Source organism: Pseudomonas sp. MDT1-16, assembly GCF_054898115.1.
Genome location: NZ_CM142717.1, coordinates 4,937,848 through 4,954,874 on the forward strand (window position 1 = coordinate 4,937,848; position 17,027 = coordinate 4,954,874).

Annotated in this window: 16 protein-coding genes and 2 pseudogenes; 7 read left to right on the plus strand and 11 right to left on the minus strand. The window is 60.3% G+C overall.

What is annotated here, in order from left to right:
- Positions 1-57: 57 nt before the first annotated feature.
- The 4 genes and pseudogenes from ACYZT3_RS22695 to ACYZT3_RS22710 form a co-directional block, all read right to left on the minus strand.
- Entirely contained in the window at positions 58-1,272 is a 1,215-nt protein-coding gene (locus ACYZT3_RS22695) for a class I SAM-dependent methyltransferase (RefSeq protein WP_462030816.1), read from the minus strand.
- Between the two features lie 254 nt (positions 1,273-1,526).
- Positions 1,527-2,144 (minus strand): TPM domain-containing protein, encoded by a 618-nt coding sequence (locus tag ACYZT3_RS22700; protein ID WP_282383344.1) that lies wholly within the window; start codon positions 2,142-2,144, stop codon positions 1,527-1,529.
- Positions 2,145-2,181: 37 nt separating this feature from the next.
- Positions 2,182-2,479: pseudogene (locus ACYZT3_RS22705) on the minus strand (TPM domain-containing protein); the annotation flags it as partial.
- Positions 2,471-2,626, minus strand: a pseudogene (locus ACYZT3_RS22710) (LemA family protein); the annotation flags it as partial. The pseudogenes ACYZT3_RS22705 and ACYZT3_RS22710, both read right to left, overlap by 9 nt.
- A 240-nt stretch (positions 2,627-2,866) precedes the next feature.
- On the opposite strand from ACYZT3_RS22710, the gene bglX reads away from it, so the two are divergent.
- On the plus strand, positions 2,867-5,158 hold the full coding sequence (gene bglX, locus ACYZT3_RS22715) for a beta-glucosidase BglX (protein WP_282383347.1): 2,292 nt from the start codon (positions 2,867-2,869) through the stop codon (positions 5,156-5,158).
- A gap of 123 nt (positions 5,159-5,281) precedes the next feature.
- Here bglX and ACYZT3_RS22720 read toward each other — a convergent pair whose 3' ends face one another.
- From ACYZT3_RS22720 to ACYZT3_RS22740, 5 genes are all read right to left on the minus strand, one after another.
- Positions 5,282-6,439 carry a phospholipase D-like domain-containing protein gene (locus ACYZT3_RS22720; protein WP_462030817.1) on the minus strand — a complete coding sequence of 386 codons (1,158 nt, stop codon included), beginning with the start codon at positions 6,437-6,439 and terminating at the stop codon, positions 5,282-5,284.
- Between the two features lies 1 nt (position 6,440).
- The gene (locus tag ACYZT3_RS22725) at positions 6,441-7,031 is read right to left on the minus strand and encodes a YceI family protein (protein ID WP_282383351.1); all 591 of its coding nucleotides are present in this window, start codon (positions 7,029-7,031) and stop codon (positions 6,441-6,443) included.
- 208 nt (positions 7,032-7,239) lie between these two features.
- Entirely contained in the window at positions 7,240-7,569 is a 330-nt protein-coding gene (locus ACYZT3_RS22730) for an amidase (protein ID WP_462030818.1), read from the minus strand.
- Positions 7,566-8,660 carry a serine hydrolase domain-containing protein gene (locus ACYZT3_RS22735; RefSeq protein WP_282381670.1) on the minus strand — a complete coding sequence of 365 codons (1,095 nt, stop codon included), beginning with the start codon at positions 8,658-8,660 and terminating at the stop codon, positions 7,566-7,568. The genes ACYZT3_RS22730 and ACYZT3_RS22735 overlap by 4 nt, the downstream gene beginning before the upstream one ends.
- An 82-nt stretch (positions 8,661-8,742) precedes the next feature.
- Complete coding sequence (locus ACYZT3_RS22740) at positions 8,743-9,630, minus strand: acyl-CoA dehydrogenase middle domain-containing protein (RefSeq protein ID WP_282381672.1); 888 nt, start codon at positions 9,628-9,630, stop codon at positions 8,743-8,745.
- Positions 9,631-9,784: 154 nt separating this feature from the next.
- Between ACYZT3_RS22740 and olsB the strand changes: the two genes are divergently transcribed.
- Both olsB and ACYZT3_RS22750 read left to right on the plus strand, forming a co-directional pair.
- Positions 9,785-10,540, plus strand: a complete 756-nt coding sequence (gene olsB, locus ACYZT3_RS22745; RefSeq protein ID WP_282381674.1) for an L-ornithine N(alpha)-acyltransferase — start codon at positions 9,785-9,787, stop codon at positions 10,538-10,540.
- Positions 10,540-11,334 carry a lysophospholipid acyltransferase family protein gene (locus ACYZT3_RS22750; protein WP_282381677.1) on the plus strand — a complete coding sequence of 265 codons (795 nt, stop codon included), beginning with the start codon at positions 10,540-10,542 and terminating at the stop codon, positions 11,332-11,334. The genes olsB and ACYZT3_RS22750 overlap by 1 nt, the downstream gene beginning before the upstream one ends.
- A 105-nt stretch (positions 11,335-11,439) precedes the next feature.
- On the opposite strand, the gene ACYZT3_RS22755 is transcribed toward ACYZT3_RS22750, so the two are convergent.
- Complete coding sequence (locus tag ACYZT3_RS22755) at positions 11,440-12,009, minus strand: acyl carrier protein phosphodiesterase (protein WP_282381679.1); 570 nt, start codon at positions 12,007-12,009, stop codon at positions 11,440-11,442.
- Between the two features lie 170 nt (positions 12,010-12,179).
- Between ACYZT3_RS22755 and ACYZT3_RS22760 the strand changes: the two genes are divergently transcribed.
- The 3 genes from ACYZT3_RS22760 to ACYZT3_RS22770 are packed head-to-tail and all read left to right on the plus strand — an operon-like array spanning position 12,180 to position 14,754.
- Complete coding sequence (locus ACYZT3_RS22760; protein WP_282381682.1) at positions 12,180-12,482, plus strand: ArsR/SmtB family transcription factor; 303 nt, start codon at positions 12,180-12,182, stop codon at positions 12,480-12,482.
- 34 nt (positions 12,483-12,516) lie between these two features.
- The gene (locus ACYZT3_RS22765; RefSeq protein ID WP_462030819.1) at positions 12,517-13,683 is read left to right on the plus strand and encodes an MFS transporter; all 1,167 of its coding nucleotides are present in this window, start codon (positions 12,517-12,519) and stop codon (positions 13,681-13,683) included.
- Positions 13,684-13,704: 21 nt separating this feature from the next.
- Entirely contained in the window at positions 13,705-14,754 is a 1,050-nt protein-coding gene (locus ACYZT3_RS22770; protein ID WP_282381687.1) for an alkene reductase, read from the plus strand.
- A gap of 217 nt (positions 14,755-14,971) precedes the next feature.
- Here the strand turns inward: ACYZT3_RS22770 and emhR are convergent, their stop codons facing one another.
- Positions 14,972-15,604 (minus strand): efflux system transcriptional repressor EmhR, encoded by a 633-nt coding sequence (gene emhR, locus ACYZT3_RS22775; RefSeq protein WP_282381689.1) that lies wholly within the window; start codon positions 15,602-15,604, stop codon positions 14,972-14,974.
- A 265-nt stretch (positions 15,605-15,869) separates the two neighbouring features.
- On the opposite strand from emhR, the gene ACYZT3_RS22780 reads away from it, so the two are divergent.
- Positions 15,870-17,027: an efflux RND transporter periplasmic adaptor subunit gene (locus tag ACYZT3_RS22780; RefSeq protein WP_282381691.1), complete on the plus strand. Its 1,158-nt coding sequence runs from the start codon at positions 15,870-15,872 to the stop codon at positions 17,025-17,027.

Below are 17,027 nucleotides of genomic sequence, written 5' to 3' on the forward strand. Positions count from 1 at the left end.
TTGCCGGCGAAGGCGATCGTGAGGACGCTTTCGCCGGCAAGCCTGGCTCCTACAGGATCAGAGGTAGCCGTCGGCTCGGAGCAGGGTTTCGAGGCAATGTTCGCTGATGTGGTAGAAATCCTTCAGTTCCTGAATCTTCACCAACAGCTGAGTCGGGTCTACCGGCTCGGCGCGTTTGACCGCCAGGATCATCTTGTTCTTGTTGGTGTGGTCCAGTGAAATGAACTCGAACACCTTGGTCTCGTAACCGCAGGCTTCCAGGAACAACGCACGCAAACTGTCGGTGACCATTTCCGCCTGCTGCCCCAAATGCAGACCGTATTGCAGCATCGGTTTGAGCAGCGCCGGGCTCTGGATTTGCAGGCGGATCTGTTTGTGGCAGCACGGCGAGCACATGATGATCGAGGCGCCGGAACGAATGCCGGTGTGAATCGCATAGTCAGTGGCGATGTCGCAGGCATGCAGCGCGATCATCACGTCCAGCTCGCTCGGCGCCACGCTGCGCACATCACCGCACTTGAACACCAGTCCCGGATGCTCGAGCTTTGCGGCTGCGGCATTACACAGGTTGACCATTTCTTCGCGCAGCTCGACACCCGTCACCACGCCTTCGGCCTTCAAGGTGTTGCGCAGATAGTCGTGGATCGCGAACGTCAGGTAACCCTTGCCCGAACCGAAGTCCGCTACCTGAACCGGCTTGTCCAGCGCCAGCGGTGACGTGGTCAGCGCGTGGCTGAAGACTTCGATGAATTTGTTGATCTGCTTCCACTTGCGCGACATCGCCGGGATCAGCTCATGCTGCTTGTTGGTCACGCCGAGGTCGGCAAGGAACGGTCGGCTCAGGTCAAGGAAGCGGTTCTTCTCGCGGTTGTGCTCGGCGGACGGCACCTCGCGCAATTGCTGAGGTTTGCTCTTGAACAGCGAAGACTTGCCCTTTTTGCTGTATTCGAGCTGGGCTTCGTCAGTCAGCGACAGTAAATGCGCATTTTTGAACGAGACCGGTAACAGCGCGGCGATGGTCGCTACACCCTCGACAATCGGCAGGTTCTTGGTGATGTCGCGAGTCTTGTAGCGGTAGACGAAGGACAGACAGGGCTGATCCTTGACTGTCAGCTGTTTGATGATCAGCCGCTGCAGGTCCGCCTCAGTGCCGACGTACTTGGCCAGCACCAGTTTGATGAAGGCGTTGTCGTCGAGGCTGGATTGCAGCAGGTCGATAAACTGAGCGTGGTGATCCGGCGCGAGGCTGGCGGGAGTGGCGGTGACAGACATGGGAAAAACGGCCTCGGGCGGTGCGGATCGGGGGATGGCGGGTATTTTAGGGGGGATGGGGGTTTGGGACACGCAGTTATTTACCGAACGGTGCGATCTGTAGCAGCTGGCGAAGCCTGCGTTCGGCTGCGCAGCAGTCGTAAAATCAGCACACGCGGTGCATCAGGAAGACCGTGAATAGCGGATTTACGACTGCTTCGCAGCCGAACGCAGGCTTCGCCAGCTGCTACAGGGGGATGCGTCGCTGCTGAGATTCAGCCTAGAACCACCAACCGATTCGGTAACTCATTCCTCACATGCGTCACCGGCACATGCACCTTAAGCAACTCGCCGCACGCCTCTACGCAGGACACAAATCCCTGCAACGTCTGCCCCTGTTTCACCTGTTGAGTAAACGCGGCAACTATCACGTCCCAGTTCTTGTTATCCAGGCGCGTGGAGATCCCCTCATCCACCAGAATCTCCACATAGCGCTCAGCCTCGGAGACGAAAATCAGCATGCCAGTGCTACCCACCGTGTGGTGCAGGTTTTGCTCCAGAAACTGCCGGCGCGCCAGGTTCGAGGCGCGCCAGTGACGCACCGAGCGCGGGATCAGGTGCGTGGTGATTTTCGGCATCCGGAACACCAGGCACAGCACGATGAAGGTGATCCATTGCACCAACAGCAAACTGTGCAGGGTCATCCAGCCCGTCAGGTAATGCACGATACCCGGCACCACCAGCGCCAGCAGGCTGGCCCAGAGCAGCGGGATGTACGCGTAGTCGTCGGCGCGGGCTGCGAGCACGGTCACCAGTTCGGCGTCGGTGTCGCGCTCGACTCGGGCAATCGCCTCGGCGACCTTGCGTTGTTCGTGTTCAGTCAGTGATGCCATGTTTAAGAATGCCCACTCGCTATTGTTGTTACCTGCAGTCATACACCGTGGACGGTTCATCCAGCGGATTGCCGCCCAGACGATCTTCCAGGCCATACCGACTTCAATCCGCCGCTTGCGATCGTCACGCGCAACGATCAGTAGCGCGCCGGTGTTTTTGTCCTTCTGGCCGATGCCCCAATAGCGCCCAGCTGCTCGCCGGTGGCTTCTTCATGGGCGTGAAGCGGTTGCGTCAACTGCTCGCGCACCGCAGGCTCGATCATCTGGGCGGTATCCACCACCCGCTCATCCGTGGTGATGCTTAAAACCCGTCCCGGCGCTTGCTGGAACTTCACTTGAGGCGCTTTTTCCGCATCAGGGCTGGTGGCCTCGAAGGTTTCGCGGTTCGGCAAATCGCTGTACATCACCGTGCGCCACAAGCGACCGGGGTAGGTACGGATTTCCGTGTTGTATCTCTGCACGGCGAAGATGAAATCACGACGCTCTGATTGACGCTCCCTTGCACATTCCGTTGAAAAACAACCTTCGAACTTTGAACCCGGCTCTTCGGGCATAATCTGCTGCCGCCACTGGATTGCATCGCGCCAATGGGCTAAAAGATGCCCCAGCGCTAAAACACTGCACAAGTGTGCCTGCATTTACCTGAACAACAATAGTCGCTCCCTAAATTTTGGCTGACCGGCGCGTATTCACTGCCGTTTAGGCTTTTGAGAAAACTATTCATGAAGAAGCTGTGTTTGCTGGGCCTGTTCGTCAGCCTGGCCAGTCATACCGTATTGGCCGCCACGACGCCCGCACCTCTGGAAAACAAGGACGCGTTCATCAGCAACCTGATGAAGCAAATGACCCTCGATGAAAAGATCGGCCAGTTGCGCCTGATCAGCATCGGCCCGGAGATGCCTCGAGAGATGATCCGCAAGGAGATCGCGGCCGGCAACATCGGCGGCACGTTCAACTCGATCACGCGCCCGGAAAACCGTCCGATGCAGGACGCGGCCATGCGCAGCCGGTTGAAGATCCCGATGTTCTTCGCCTATGACGTGATCCACGGTCATCGGACCATTTTCCCGATCCCGATAGCCCTGGCCTCGAGCTGGGACATGAATGCCATCGGCCTGTCCGGGCGCATCGCCGCCAAGGAAGCCGCGTCGGACGGCCTAGACATCACCTTCGCGCCGATGGTCGACATCTCCCGCGACCCGCGTTGGGGCCGGACTTCCGAAGGCTTCGGCGAAGACACGTATCTGGTTTCGCGCATCGCCGGCGTCATGGTCAAAGCTTTCCAGGGCACAGGCGCGAACGCGGCCGACAGCATCATGGCCAGCGTCAAGCACTTTGCCCTGTACGGCGCGGTCGAGGGCGGTCGTGACTACAACGTCGTCGACATGAGCCCGGTCAAGATGTTCCAGGACTACCTGCCACCGTACCGTGCGGCGATCGACGCCGGTGCTGGCGGGGTGATGGTCGCGCTGAACTCGATCAACGGCGTGCCAGCCACTGCCAACACCTGGCTGATGAACGACCTGTTGCGCAAGCAATGGGGCTTCAAAGGCCTGGCCGTCAGCGACCACGGGGCGATTTTCGAGCTGATCAAACACGGTGTTGCTCGCGATGGACGCGAAGCCGCGAAGCTGGCGATCAAGGCCGGCATCCACATGAGCATGAACGACACGCTCTACGGCAAAGAACTGCCAGGGCTGCTGAAGGCGGGAGAGATCCAGCAGAGCGACATCGACAACGCCGTGCGTGCGGTGCTCGACGCCAAGTACGACATGGGCCTGTTCAAAGACCCGTACCTGCGCATCGGCAAGGCTGAAGATGATCCGGCCGACACGAACGCCGACAGCCGCCTGCACCGTGCCGAGGCCCGCGACGTTGCGCGCCGCAGCATGGTGTTGCTGAAGAACCAGGGCGAAACCCTGCCGCTGAAGAAAACTGCGAAAATCGTCCTGGTCGGTCCATTGGCCAAGGCACCGATCGACATGATGGGCAGTTGGGCCGCCAACGGTCGTCCTGCGCAATCGGTGACGCTGCTCGACGGTATGACCAACGCACTGGGCGCGCAATCGACGCTGATCTACGCCCGTGGCGCCAACATCACCAGCGACAAGAAAGTCCTCGATTATCTAAACTTCCTCAACTTCGACGCACCGGAAGTGGTGGATGATCCGCGTTCGGCCCAAGAGCTGATCGACGAAGCGGTGAAAGCCGCCAAGGACGCTGATGTAGTGGTCGCTGCGGTCGGCGAGTCCCGTGGCATGTCCCACGAATCCTCGAGCCGCACCGACCTGAACATCCCGGCCAACCAGCGCGATTTGATCAAGGCCCTGAAGGCCACCGGCAAACCGCTGGTGCTGGTGTTGATGAACGGCCGTCCGCTGTCGATTCTCGAAGAGAAAGATCAGGCTGACGCGATTCTGGAAACCTGGTTCACAGGTACCGAAGGCGGCAACGCCATCGCCGACGTACTGTTCGGCGACTACAACCCGTCGGGCAAATTGCCGATCACCTTCCCGCGCTCGGTGGGTCAGATTCCGACCTACTACAACCACCTGAGCATTGGCCGGCCGTTCACCCCAGGCAAACCGGGCAACTACACCTCACAGTATTTCGATGACACCACCGGCCCGCTGTTCCCGTTCGGTTTCGGTCTGAGCTATACCGATTTCAGCCTGAGCGACATGGCGTTGTCGTCGACCACGCTGAACAAGACCGGCAAGCTTGACGCCAGCGTCATGCTGAAAAACACCGGCAAGCGCGACGGCGAAACCGTGGTGCAGTTGTACATCCAGGACGTGACCGGCTCGATGATCCGGCCGATCAAGGAACTGAAGAACTTCCAGAAAATCATGCTCAAGGCCGGCGAACAGAAAGTCGTGCACTTCACCATCACTGAGGACGACCTGAAGTTCTTCAATGCCCAGCTCAAGTACGCTGCGGAACCAGGCCAGTTCAACGTGCAGATCGGCCTGGATTCCCAGGACGTGACGCAGCAGAGCTTTGAATTGCTGTAACCCTGCGCGCAATGATCGTTCCCACGCTCCGCGTGGGAATGCCTCAAGGGACGCTCCGCGTCCAGTGACGCGGAGCGTCACGGGCTGCATTCCCACGCGGAGCGTGGGAACGATCTGGCGTCACTATCCCCGTCGATCCAGCAGATTCACCACCAGCCGATCCACCCATCCCCACACCCGTTGCTTCACCCGCCGCCACAGCGGTCGGCGTTTCCATACCTCCAGGCTGACTTCCTGGCTCTGCGCAAAGTCCTTCTCAAAACTCGCCGCCACCGCCCGCGTCAGCCCAGGGTCCAGCGCCTCAAGGTTGGCTTCCAGGTTGAAACGCAAATTCCAGTGATCGAAATTGCACGAGCCGATGCTTACCCAGTCGTCGATCAGGACCATTTTCAGATGCAGGAAACACGGCTGGTATTCGAAGATCTTCACCCCGGCCCTGAGCAATCGCGGGTAGTAGCGATGCCCTGCATAACGCACCGACGGGTGATCGGTGCGCGGCCCGGTCAGCAGCAGTCGCACGTCAACACCGCGCGCAGCCGCCCGGCGCAATGAACGACGGACTTTCCAGGTCGGCAGGAAGTACGGGGTCGCCAGCCAGATCCGCCGCTGGCCGCTGTTCAGCGCGCGAGTCAGCGATTGCAGGATGTCCCGGTGCTGGCGGGCGTCGGCATAGGCGACCCGGCCCATGCCCTCGCCCATGGACGGCACGCGCGGCAGACGCGGCAAGCCAAAATGCGCAGCGGGTTTCCAGGCACGCCGATGCCGGTTGGCGATCCATTGGCGGTCGAACAGCAACTGCCAGTCGATGACCAATGGGCCGGTGATTTCCACCATCACTTCGTGCCATTCGCTGGTGTCTTCGCCCGGCGTCCAGAACTCATCAGTCACCCCGGTGCCGCCCACCACGGCCATGCTCTGATCGACCAGCAACAGCTTGCGGTGATCGCGGTAGAAGTTGCCGACCCAGCGCCGCCAGCTCAGGCGATTGTAGAAACGCAGCTCCACACCCGCCGCCATCAAACGTCGACGCAAGGTCAGGGTGAACGCGAGGCTGCCGTAATCATCGAACAGGCAGCGCACGCGCACGCCACGTTCGGCAGCCTGGACCAACGCCTGAACCATCGCCTCGGCACAGGCACCCGCCTCCACCAGGTACAGCTCCAGCTCGACCTGTTCTTCGGCACGGGCAATCGCGACCAACATCCGAGGGAAAAACTGTGGACCGTCGATCAGCAGTTCAAAACGGTTGCCTTCACGCCAGGGGAAAATTGCGCCGGCCATGTCAGCGCGCCGTGAAAATCAGTACCGCGCTCACCGGCACCGACAAACTGATGGCCGACAAACCGGCGACCTTGCGCAAGTTTTCCAGGCCGGGGGCCAGGTCGAAATCCGCGGCGTTGATGATCAGCGGTTCGAGGGTCACCACCTGGAAGCGTCGGTCATCGAGACGGGTTGCCAACAGTTCGGCGGTGTATTCGTGTTGTTTGCCATGGAGGTTGACGGTCAGCGGCAGGCGCAATTCAAGTTGCGCACCGGGCGCCAGATCATTGATCGGCCGCAGATCGATTTGCGCGGTGATCAGCGCTTCGGGGAAGGCCTGGATGTCAAACAAGTCCTTGCGCATGCGCTCATCGCGCAGCGGGATGCCGCTGTTGACCGAGTCCACCTCGACTTCGACCTCGGCCAGGCCTTTGGGGCTGACCTTGCCGTGCAGCACCAGAAAGCGCTGCACTTCGGAGGTGTTGGTGTTTTTGGTGCTGATGAAAGACAGCCGCGAGGACTCGCCGTCCAGATACCAATCGGCATGGGCCGACAGGGCGGCACCGGCCAGCAGCAGGAAGGCGAGGGTTTTGCAGAGGGAGCGGTTGAACATAGAGACTCGTGGGGCAAATAAACCTGCACGAACCTTAACCGCCCGGGAGCAAGATGCAAACCTGTAGCAGCTGGCGAAGCCTGCGTTCGGCGGCGAAGCCGACGTGAAATCAGGCACCACGGTGTGTCTGGAGAATCTTGCATGCAGGATTTACGACTGCTGCGCAGCCGAACGCAGGCTTCGCCAGCTGCTACAAGGACAGTGGTGCTCAGGGTTGCAGGCGACAGCCTTGACGCTCGTTGATCCATTGCGCGCTGTTGCTGCGACCCAAGCCGCTGACTGTCACGCGCCTACTGGCGGCGTCATCGGTAAAGCCACTGGTCGGCAACCACTGTTTCACATAGCTGTGGCAGTACTCGGCCGGGTTGTTCATCACGTAACGGCACGAACAATATTCCTTGGCGGTGTAGGCGCTGATGATGTCCGGGAACGCCCACAGCGCGACGCGTTCCTGCCAGACCCAGCCGAGCAAGGCGATCAGCAGGATCAACAACAGCGTGCTGAACGGGCGGCGACGAACAAGGCTGCGGCGGTTCATGGCTGCACCTTCGCGGCAAATGCCTTGAGCGCGAGTTTGAGCAACTCGTTGTGCTGGTAGCTGGCGTCGCGGTCATCGCCATAGCGCACGATTACCAGGTTTTCGCCGGGAATCACGTACATCGCCTGACCCCAATGCCCCAGCGCGGCGAAGGTGTCGTCGGGTGCATCGGGCCAGGGTTTTGCCGCGCCCTCCACCGCGCGGTTAAGCCACCAATGGCCGCCGGGCACGGCGTCGTCCTGACTGGCTTGATAGTGGGCGAACGGTTCGCGGTTGAAAGTGGTCCAGTCCCTGGGCAGCAATTGGCGCTCGCCCCAACGGCCGTCGCGCGCCATCAGCAGACCGACTCGGGCCAGATCCCTGGCGGTGAGATAGGCATAGGATGACGCGACGAACGTCCCCGTGGCATCGGTTTCCCAGACAGCGTGACGAATCCCCAAGGGTTCGAACAGAGCGGTCCATGGAGAGTCCGGATAGCGGGTCGGGCCGACGATGTTTTTCAGCGCGGCGGACAACAGATTGCTGTCGCCACTGGAGTAACGGAATGCCTGACCGGGTTTGGCGTATTCAGCGTGATCAGCGGTGAACGCGGCCATGTCCTGGTGACCACGGGTGTAGAGCATCGCGACCACCGAGGATTTCAACGGCGCGTATTCATAGTCTTCCTGCCAGTCCAGGCCCGAGGCCCAGTGCAGCAGATCGGCCATGGTCATCGTCGGGTGCTTTTCCAGCGGTGGATAAAACTTCAGCACCGGGTCCGTGAGTTTGAACAGGCCCTCGCCATAGGCCACGCCGAGGACCGTGGCCATCAGGCTTTTGCTGATGGACCAGGTCAAGTGCGGGGTGTCGGCGGTGGTGGGGTCGGCGTAGCGCTCGTAGATCAACTGACCGTCGCGGATCACCAGCAAGGCGTCGGTGCGGATGCCTTTTCGGGTGGCCTCATCACGGGGTGAGAAGGCGTAAGTCTCCAGGGCTTGAAGCGCCGGCCCGGTGACTGTCGGGGCGGTCGACCATTGCTCGGCAGGCCAGTTTTCGGCGTGGGCCGTGAGGTTGAGCAACAGCCCGAAAATCAGCGACAAGCCTTTGATCATGGTGGCTGCTCGGAGGGATGGACCTGCTGAGCCTAGTCGCGGTTGATGACAGTTCCGGGATTTGTGTTCCCCATGAGGCCCGTCAATTCAACGAAGATCCAGCGAGTGCCTTGGCCAATCGCTTCCCCCGCGCACCCGCCGCCAAATCCATCACCCCCTGATCGCGCTGCCACATCGCGGCCCAATGCTGCGGGCCATCGGCCAGTGCTTGAGTCACCTCAGCCTTGAGCCCATCGAACTGCGCGAACAAGCCACCGAGCAACACATGCCCGAACGGATTATTCGGCGCCTGCCGGCTGACTTCCGCACACCCGGCCAGCAGCGCCAGCAAACGCAGTTGCAAGGCTTGCGGCCAGTCGCTGTCCTGACCGATGCCGTACAGCCAAGCGGTCATGGCGCTCAACACATAGATGTCCTCAAGGGTGCGGAACGGCTTGATGTAAGCCTCCCAGCCATCCCCCGCCAACAGTTCGCACTGAGCGTTATCGAGAAACAGCCGACCGTGGCTGATGTCCGGCATCAACGCGATTGCCGGGAGTTTTTCCACGCGCACGCCCGGTTCATCGGGATAGACCACCGCCAGGCTCAGGCGCGGTTTTTCGTCAGGTGCTTCACTGCGAGCAGCGATCAGCAGCCAATCGGCGGCATCGCCTGCGGTGACAAAATCCTTGCGCCCGCTCAGACGCAAATCGCTGAGACGGGTCTGCATGTCCGCCACCCTCAGGCTGCGTTGTTCGGTCGCGCATAACGCGCCGAGGCTCAGCGGCGCGCTCGGCCAAAGCATGCGCAACGCCGCCTGATACCCCACCAGAAACGCCAGCCCCGGCGTCGACATCAAACGCCCGCCGGCCACCGCCAACTCGAACGGCGTGACGTTGCCCAACGGGTGCAATAAGGTCGCGAACCCCTCGCCCAGGTCCGGGTTGGCGGGCAGACGATCGCGGCGGCGCAACAGGTTTTGCCAGGGCATAGGGGGCTCCTCGTGGGCTGTCATACAAGCATCACCAAAGCTTCATGGCGATGACACCGGGGCTACATAGCCTGACTTTGCACAACACGGCTGCATAAAGAAAGTCGATCGGCTGCAACCCAAGACGGGTGACCGGCCCGTACGGAGATTCGCAATGACTCAGATCGCCCGCATCAGCGACACCGGCAATGAACGCCGCCTGCAAGCCGAACGCCTGGTGGGCGCCGAGGCCTTGCAGGAAGCCCAGGCCCTGCGCTTCAACGTGTTCAGCGGCGAATTCAACGCCAAGCTGAAAGGCGCGGAGCTGGGTCTGGACATGGATGACTATGATGTTCACTGCGCCCACATCGGCGTGCGTGACTTGAACACCGGACGTCTGGTGGCGACCACCCGTTTGCTCGACCACACGGCCGCCAGCAGCCTGGGCAAGTTCTACAGCGAAGAAGAATTCAGGCTGCACGGCCTGGTCCACTTGAAAGGCCCAATCCTGGAAATCGGTCGCACCTGCGTCGACCCCGCCTACCGCAACGGTGGCACCATCGCCGTACTGTGGGGCGAACTGGCCGAAGTGCTGAACCAGGGTGGCTACAGCTATTTGATGGGTTGCGCGAGCATCCCGATGCGGGATGGCGGCATTCAGGCCCACGCGATCATGCAGCGCCTGCGCGAACGCTACCTGTGCACAGAACACCTGCGGGCCGAACCGAAAAAACCGCTGCCGAGTCTCGACATCCCGTCCAACGTCATCGCCGAAATGCCACCGCTGCTCAAGGCCTACATGCGCCTTGGCGCGAAGATCTGCGGCGAACCGTGCTGGGACGAAGACTTCCAGGTTGCCGACGTGTTCATCCTGCTCAAGCGCGACGAACTCTGCCCGCGCTATGCCAAGCACTTCAAGGCGGCCGTGTGATGAGCCGGTTACGGGTTTACGCGCGGATTGCGCGAGTGCTTGTGGTCGTGGCGCTGGGGTTGAGCATGGCCGGAGTGTTCGGGATGTTCGAACGTTTGGGGATCGCTCATTCGATGGTCCGCCGCCAACGCTGGTCGCGGTTCTTCATGGCGCGGTTGAGCAATGCCCTGCCCTTTCGCATGACCGTGCACGGTGAATTGCCGAAAGCGCCGATGCTGTGGGTCAGCAACCACGTGTCCTGGACCGACATTCCACTGCTGGGCATGCTCACGCCGCTGTCGTTCCTGTCCAAGGCCGAAGTGCGCACCTGGCCGGTGGCAGGCTGGTTGGCGGCCAAGGCCGGTAGCCTGTTCATCCGGCGCGGTTCAGGTGACAGTCAGTTGATCCGCAAACAGATGACCCGTCATCTGGAGCAGGAACATCCGCTGCTGATGTTCCCGGAAGGCACCACCACCGATGGCCGTTCGCTGCGTACTTTTCATGGTCGCTTGCTGTCTGCGGCGATCGATTCCGAAGTGAAGTTGCAGCCGGTGGCGATTCGTTATCTGCGCGACGGTGAGCTCGATTCGCTGGCGCCGTTCATTGGCGATGATGATTTGCTCTCGCACTTGATGCGCTTGTTTGCCAATGATCGGGGTGAGGTGGAGATTCATCTGCTCAAGCCGATCGCTTGCGAAGGTCGCGAGCGTGCGGCGCTGGCGTTCGAGGCACAGCAGGCGGTGCAGAAGGCGTTGTTTGGGGAAGTGGCGAAACCTGCAGAACCGCGACGTGCCGGCGAACTTATCGCCGCGTAACCCTTTTGTAGAAGCGAGGCTTGCCCGCGAAGGGAACGCCGCGGTGTACCTGAGACACCGCGTTATCGTTCTTCGCGGGCAAGCCTCGCTCCTACAAGGATCGTGTCAGCGGTTCTGGGCAAAGTCCTGAAGCTGCGGATAGAACAACCGAAAGTCATCACTCAACGGCTCATACAACACCCGCAACTCCTGCATCGCTGCGGCCAGTTCCTCCGGCCGCGTCAACCGCCGCGAAATCCCCCGCAGCACCTGCTCCAGCACCGCGAACTCCCGGTAAGAACCCAACCAGTCATTGGCCATCATGTGCGGCGCGATCTGCGCCAGACGTTCCGGCAGTTGCGGCTCGGCGGACAAAACCCGGTACACGTCCGAAGTGAATTGCTCCAGCGGCCTGTCGGCGTACAGCGTCCAGTCACGCGCCAGGCAATGGTCGAAAAACACGTCGAGCACGATCCCGGCGTAACGCCTGCGGGTCAGGGAAAAACGCGATAACGAAACGTCCACCAACGGATGGCGGTCGGTAAAGACATCGATGCTTCGATGCAGCTGGATGGCCGCTTCGATCTCCAGATCGAACTGCCCTTGCAGCCGCCCTTTGACGAAATCGCCATACAGACTGCCGAGCAATTGACCGGGGCGCTGGCCACCGAGGTGCAGATGTGCGAGATAGTTCATGCGCGCAGCTTAGCACTGCGCCGTTGTATCGTTACACCCAGCATATCGTTATAACTCGATATACCGAATTAAGCGGTCATCAGACCAAAATCATATTGGTATATCGCGAACCAACGATTTAAAGTTCGCCTCATCGCGATATAGCGTTTTAATCATCACGAGCCCACACCATGACTATCAATCTCGACGAAATAATAAAAGCCCTGGCACACCCAGTACGGCGAGACATCCTGCACTGGCTCAAAGACCCGACCGTCGAATTCCCCGACCAGTCCCACAGCAACGAGCACGGCGTCTGCGCCGGTCAGATCGATCAACGTTGCGGTTTGTCGCAGTCCACGGTGTCCGCACACCTGGCGACCCTGCAACGCGCCGGCCTGATCAGCAGCCGCAAAGTCGGCCAGTGGCATTTTTTCAAACGCAATGAGGAAACCATTCAGGAATTCCTCAGCACCTTCAGCAAAGAGCTCTGACCCTTTACGTCAGTACGCCGATAAGGAATCAACAATGCCCCTCTCGCTACTCATTCTGGCCTTGAGCGCCTTCGCCATCGGCACCACCGAGTTCGTCATCATGGGCTTGTTGCCCGACGTGGCAGCTGACCTCGGCGTGTCGATCCCTGGCGCTGGCTGGCTGGTGACTGGTTACGCGCTGGGCGTGGCCATCGGTGCGCCGTTCATGGCACTGGCCACTGCCAAGTTACCGCGCAAGGCTGCACTGGTAGTGTTGATGGGCATCTTCATCATTGGCAACCTGCTCTGTGCAATGGCGACCGACTACAACGTGCTGATGTTTGCCCGTGTGGTCACCGCCCTCTGCCACGGTGCGTTCTTCGGTATCGGTTCGGTGGTGGCGGCAGGTCTCGTTCCGGCGAACAAACGCGCTTCGGCGGTAGCTTTGATGTTCACCGGCCTGACCCTGACCAACGTGCTCGGCGTTCCGCTGGGCACCGCGCTCGGTCAGCAAGCCGGCTGGCGGTCGACCTTCTGGGCTGTGACCGTGATGGGTGTGATCGCATTGATCGGCCTGATCCGCTTCCTGCCGGCCAAGCGCGATGAAGAGAAACTCGACATGCGCGCCGAATTGCGCGCCCTCAAAGGCGCCGGGATTTGGCTGTCCCTGAGCATGACCGCACTGTTCGCCGCGTCGGTCTTCACGCTGTTCACCTACGTCGCACCTCTGTTGGGCGAAATCACCGGTATCTCGCCCCGCGGCGTGACCTGGACCCTGATGCTCATCGGCCTGGGCCTGACGGTCGGCAACATCATTGGCGGCAAGCTGGCAGACAAAAGCCTGGCTGCAACGCTGATCGGTGTGTTCATCGCCATGGCGGTGGTTTCCACCGTGCTGACCTGGACCAGCGTTGCAGTGATTCCGACCGAAATCACCCTGTTCCTCTGGGCCACCGCGTGCTTCGCCGCCGTACCCGCCCTGCAAGTGAATGTCGTGACCTACGGCAAGGCCGCACCGAACCTGGTGTCGACCCTGAACATTGGCGCTTTCAATATCGGCAATGCACTGGGTGCCTGGGTCGGTGGCAGCGTCATCGCCCATGGTTTCGGCTTGACCAGCGTGCCGCTCGCGGCCGCTGTACTGGCGGTACTCGCCCTGCTGGTGACCCTGATTACTTTCCGTCAGAACGGTGATCCCGAGCTGGCTCCTGCTACCCACTGATCTCTACAAGAGCGCTATTTCATGACGACTATTTTCGATCCGATCACACTGGGCGACCTCGAATTGTCCAACCGCATCATCATGGCGCCGCTGACTCGCTGCCGCGCCGACGAAGGCCGCGTGCCAAACGCGCTGATGGCCGAGTACTACGTCCAACGCGCCTCGGCCGGCCTGATCCTCAGCGAGGCCACTTCGGTCACGCCGATGGGCGTCGGCTACCCGGACACCCCGGGCATCTGGTCCAACGATCAGGTGCGTGGCTGGGCCAATGTGACCAAAGCAATCCACGGCGCGGGCGGCAAGATTTTCCTGCAACTGTGGCACGTTGGCCGTATTTCCCACGGGTCGTACCTGGGCGGTGAAGCGCCGGTCGCACCAAGCGCCATTCAGCCAAAAGGCCATGTCAGCCTGGTTCGCCCACTGGCCGACTTCCCAACCCCACGCGCCCTGGAAATCGCTGAAATCGCCGACATTGTCGAGGCCTACCGCGTCGGTGCCGAGAACGCCAAGGCGGCCGGTTTCGACGGCGTGGAAATCCACGGCGCCAACGGTTACCTGCTCGACCAGTTCCTGCAAAGCAGCACCAACCAGCGCACCGACAACTACGGCGGCTCCCTGGAAAACCGGGCGCGCCTGTTGCTGGAAGTGACCGATGCCGCGATCGAAGTCTGGGGCGCGGGCCGCGTCGGTGTGCACCTGTCACCACGTGCCGATCTCCATGACATGGGCGACGACAACCTGTCTGAGACCTTCATCTACGTCGCTCGCGAACTGGGCAACCGTGGCATCGCGTTCATCTGCTCCCGCGAGAAAGATGCCGGCGACAGCCTCGGCCCACAATTGAAAGAAGCGTTTGGCGGCCCGTACATCGTCAACGAACGCTTCACCAAAGACAGCGCCAACGCCTGGCTCGCCAGCGGCAAGGCTGATGCCGTGGCCTTCGGCGTGCCGTTCATTGCCAACCCGGATCTGCCGGCACGCCTGAAGGCCGACGCACCGCTGAACGAGGCGCGTCCTGAGTTATTTTATGCCAAGGGTCCGGTCGGTTATATCGACTACCCGGTGATGTAAGCGTCAGCAGTTTGAAACAAAAAAGCCCCAACTCGAAAGAGCCGGGGCTTTTTTGCGCCGGGTCACTCACAAAATCCCTACAAATCAGGTAGCTCACTACCTATCAACCTGGCGAGCGTCCGTATATAAAAGCATCGCATTGCAATAAGGCGAGCATTGAAGGGATCAACGCCCGCCTTAATTGTTGACACAACCGGATCCAATTACGCATTTTGTTTCATTTGCGCAGGCTGGGGCTCAAGCCCAGCATGTCCAACCCTGTATCGACCCAGCGCTCGGCATCGATGTGCAGTTCAAAGCTGTCGGGCGCCAACAGCCACTGATACAGGATGCCGTCGATGTAAGCATGCAGGCTGATGGCCGCGCGGGCCGTATCGAGGCTTTCCGGTAACTGTCCCCGATTGACCGCATTACTCAGGGCCAGGGCGATTCGCACATTGCAATCAAGACTGACCGCTCGGCGCTGCTGTCGCAGGTCGCACATTTCATCGGTGAATTCGCACTTATGAAACAGAATCTCATTGATGCGTCGGGTTTTCGGGTCCAGGGCAACTTGATGAAACAAATGAATCAGCAGCTTGCGCATGCAGCCCAAGGGGTCGAGTTCATCTTCGCTTTCACTGGCCTTGGCCATTTCATCCAGCGGCTCTTGCAAGGTATCAAGCATGGCCTGCACCAGATCCGCCTTGTTGCTGAAATGCCAGTAGATGGCCCCGCGAGTGACGCCAGCCAGTGTCGCGATGTCCGCCAGTGTCGTGCGCGCCACGCCCCGCTCAAAAAAGGCTTTTTCTGCCGCTTCGAGTATCTGGCTACGGGTTTCTTGAGCTTCCTCTTTGGTACGACGAACCATGGCAGTACAACCTCAATCAGGATGCTTCAGCGATTTCTGACTATTCGCTGAACAAAAGTGGGGCAAGCGCTCTTAGGCGTAGTCCCCGGCCTACAATTCGGATCTTTGAACAGCTTTCGTAACGGTGTGGATACACAGTCAAGGTGTTTACAAACAACCATGAACGTAAGTATATTGCTTAGCAAGCTACTTATCCACTCAGCGCACATTTTTTACCTTTCCACATTTCTAGTGCGCAATTTGCGCGCCTGACCCGAGGATTTTCATGCAATTCAAGCCAGCTGTTACCGCTCTGGTCGCTACCCTCGCCTTGGCATCGCTGCTCAGCGGATGCAAAAAGGAAGAGGCGGCACCTGCCCCACCACCCCCTCAGGTCGGCGTCGTTACTCTGCAACCTCAAGCCTTCACCCTGACCTCCGAGCTTCCGGGCCGTACCAGCGCGTACCGCATCGCCGAAGTTCGCCCTCAGGTGAACGGCATCATTCTCAAGCGCCTGTTCAAGGAAGGCGGCGACGTCAAGGCTGGCCAGCAGCTGTATCAGATTGATCCGGCTGTTTATGAAGCCACTTTGAAAAGCGCTCAAGCCAACCTGCAACAGACCAAGTCGATTTCGGATCGCTACCAGCAACTGGTCAAAGAGCAGGCCGTCAGCCGCCAGGAATACGACACGGCCCTGGCCAACCGGTTGCAATCGGAAGCTACCCTGCAAACCGCGCAGATCAATGTGCGTTACACCAAGGTCTACGCACCGATCTCCGGTCGCATCGGCCGCTCGAACGTGACCGAGGGCGCGCTGGTCAGCAACGGCCAGGCCGATGCCATGGCGGTGATCCAGCAACTCGACCCCATCTACGTCGACGTGACCCAGTCTTCCGTGGAGCTGCTTGAATTGCGCCGCGAACTGGAAAGCGGTCGTCTGCAAAAGGCCGGCGACACGGCGGCAGCGGTCAAACTGACCCTCGAAGACGGCAGCCAGTACAAGCAGGAAGGCAAACTCGAGTTCTCCGAAGTCTCGGTGGACCAGACCACCGGTTCCGTGACCTTGCGTGCGGTATTCCCCAACCCTGATCACACCCTGCTGCCAGGCATGTTTGTACACGCCCAATTGCAGGCCGGGGTAAACAGCGCGGCGATCCTCGCTCCTCAACAAGGCGTGACCCGCGACCTCAAAGGCACCCCGACTGCGCTGGTCGTCGGTGCGGACAACAAGGTCGAACTGCGTCAGCTCAAGGCCAGCCGTACTGTCGGCAGCCAATGGCTGATTGAAGACGGTCTGAAGGCAGGCGATCGCCTGATCACCGAAGGCTTGCAATTCGTCAAACCTGGCGTCGAAGTCAAGGCAACCGAGGCGACTAACATTGGCGCGAAGAACCCGGCTTCCGCACAGGCAGCTAGCAAGGCTTCCAGCGGCAAAGGGGAGTAA

Coding starts and splice junctions, on each gene's coding strand:
- ACYZT3_RS22760 (WP_282381682.1), top strand. CDS start 12,180: ATGACTATCAATCTCGACGAAATAATAAAAGCCCTGGCACACCCAGTA.
- ACYZT3_RS22755 (WP_282381679.1), bottom strand. CDS start 12,009: ATGAACTATCTCGCACATCTGCACCTCGGTGGCCAGCGCCCCGGTCAA.
- ACYZT3_RS22740 (WP_282381672.1), bottom strand. CDS start 9,630: ATGCCCTGGCAAAACCTGTTGCGCCGCCGCGATCGTCTGCCCGCCAAC.
- bglX (WP_282383347.1), top strand. CDS start 2,867: ATGAAGAAGCTGTGTTTGCTGGGCCTGTTCGTCAGCCTGGCCAGTCAT.
- olsB (WP_282381674.1), top strand. CDS start 9,785: ATGACTCAGATCGCCCGCATCAGCGACACCGGCAATGAACGCCGCCTG.
- ACYZT3_RS22720 (WP_462030817.1), bottom strand. CDS start 6,439: ATGGCCGGCGCAATTTTCCCCTGGCGTGAAGGCAACCGTTTTGAACTG.
- ACYZT3_RS22725 (WP_282383351.1), bottom strand. CDS start 7,031: ATGTTCAACCGCTCCCTCTGCAAAACCCTCGCCTTCCTGCTGCTGGCC.
- ACYZT3_RS22695 (WP_462030816.1), bottom strand. CDS start 1,272: ATGTCTGTCACCGCCACTCCCGCCAGCCTCGCGCCGGATCACCACGCT.
- ACYZT3_RS22735 (WP_282381670.1), bottom strand. CDS start 8,660: ATGATCAAAGGCTTGTCGCTGATTTTCGGGCTGTTGCTCAACCTCACG.
- ACYZT3_RS22730 (WP_462030818.1), bottom strand. CDS start 7,569: ATGAACCGCCGCAGCCTTGTTCGTCGCCGCCCGTTCAGCACGCTGTTG.
- ACYZT3_RS22700 (WP_282383344.1), bottom strand. CDS start 2,144: ATGGCATCACTGACTGAACACGAACAACGCAAGGTCGCCGAGGCGATT.
- ACYZT3_RS22770 (WP_282381687.1), top strand. CDS start 13,705: ATGACGACTATTTTCGATCCGATCACACTGGGCGACCTCGAATTGTCC.
- ACYZT3_RS22750 (WP_282381677.1), top strand. CDS start 10,540: ATGAGCCGGTTACGGGTTTACGCGCGGATTGCGCGAGTGCTTGTGGTC.
- emhR (WP_282381689.1), bottom strand. CDS start 15,604: ATGGTTCGTCGTACCAAAGAGGAAGCTCAAGAAACCCGTAGCCAGATA.
- ACYZT3_RS22780 (WP_282381691.1), top strand. CDS start 15,870: ATGCAATTCAAGCCAGCTGTTACCGCTCTGGTCGCTACCCTCGCCTTG.
- ACYZT3_RS22765 (WP_462030819.1), top strand. CDS start 12,517: ATGCCCCTCTCGCTACTCATTCTGGCCTTGAGCGCCTTCGCCATCGGC.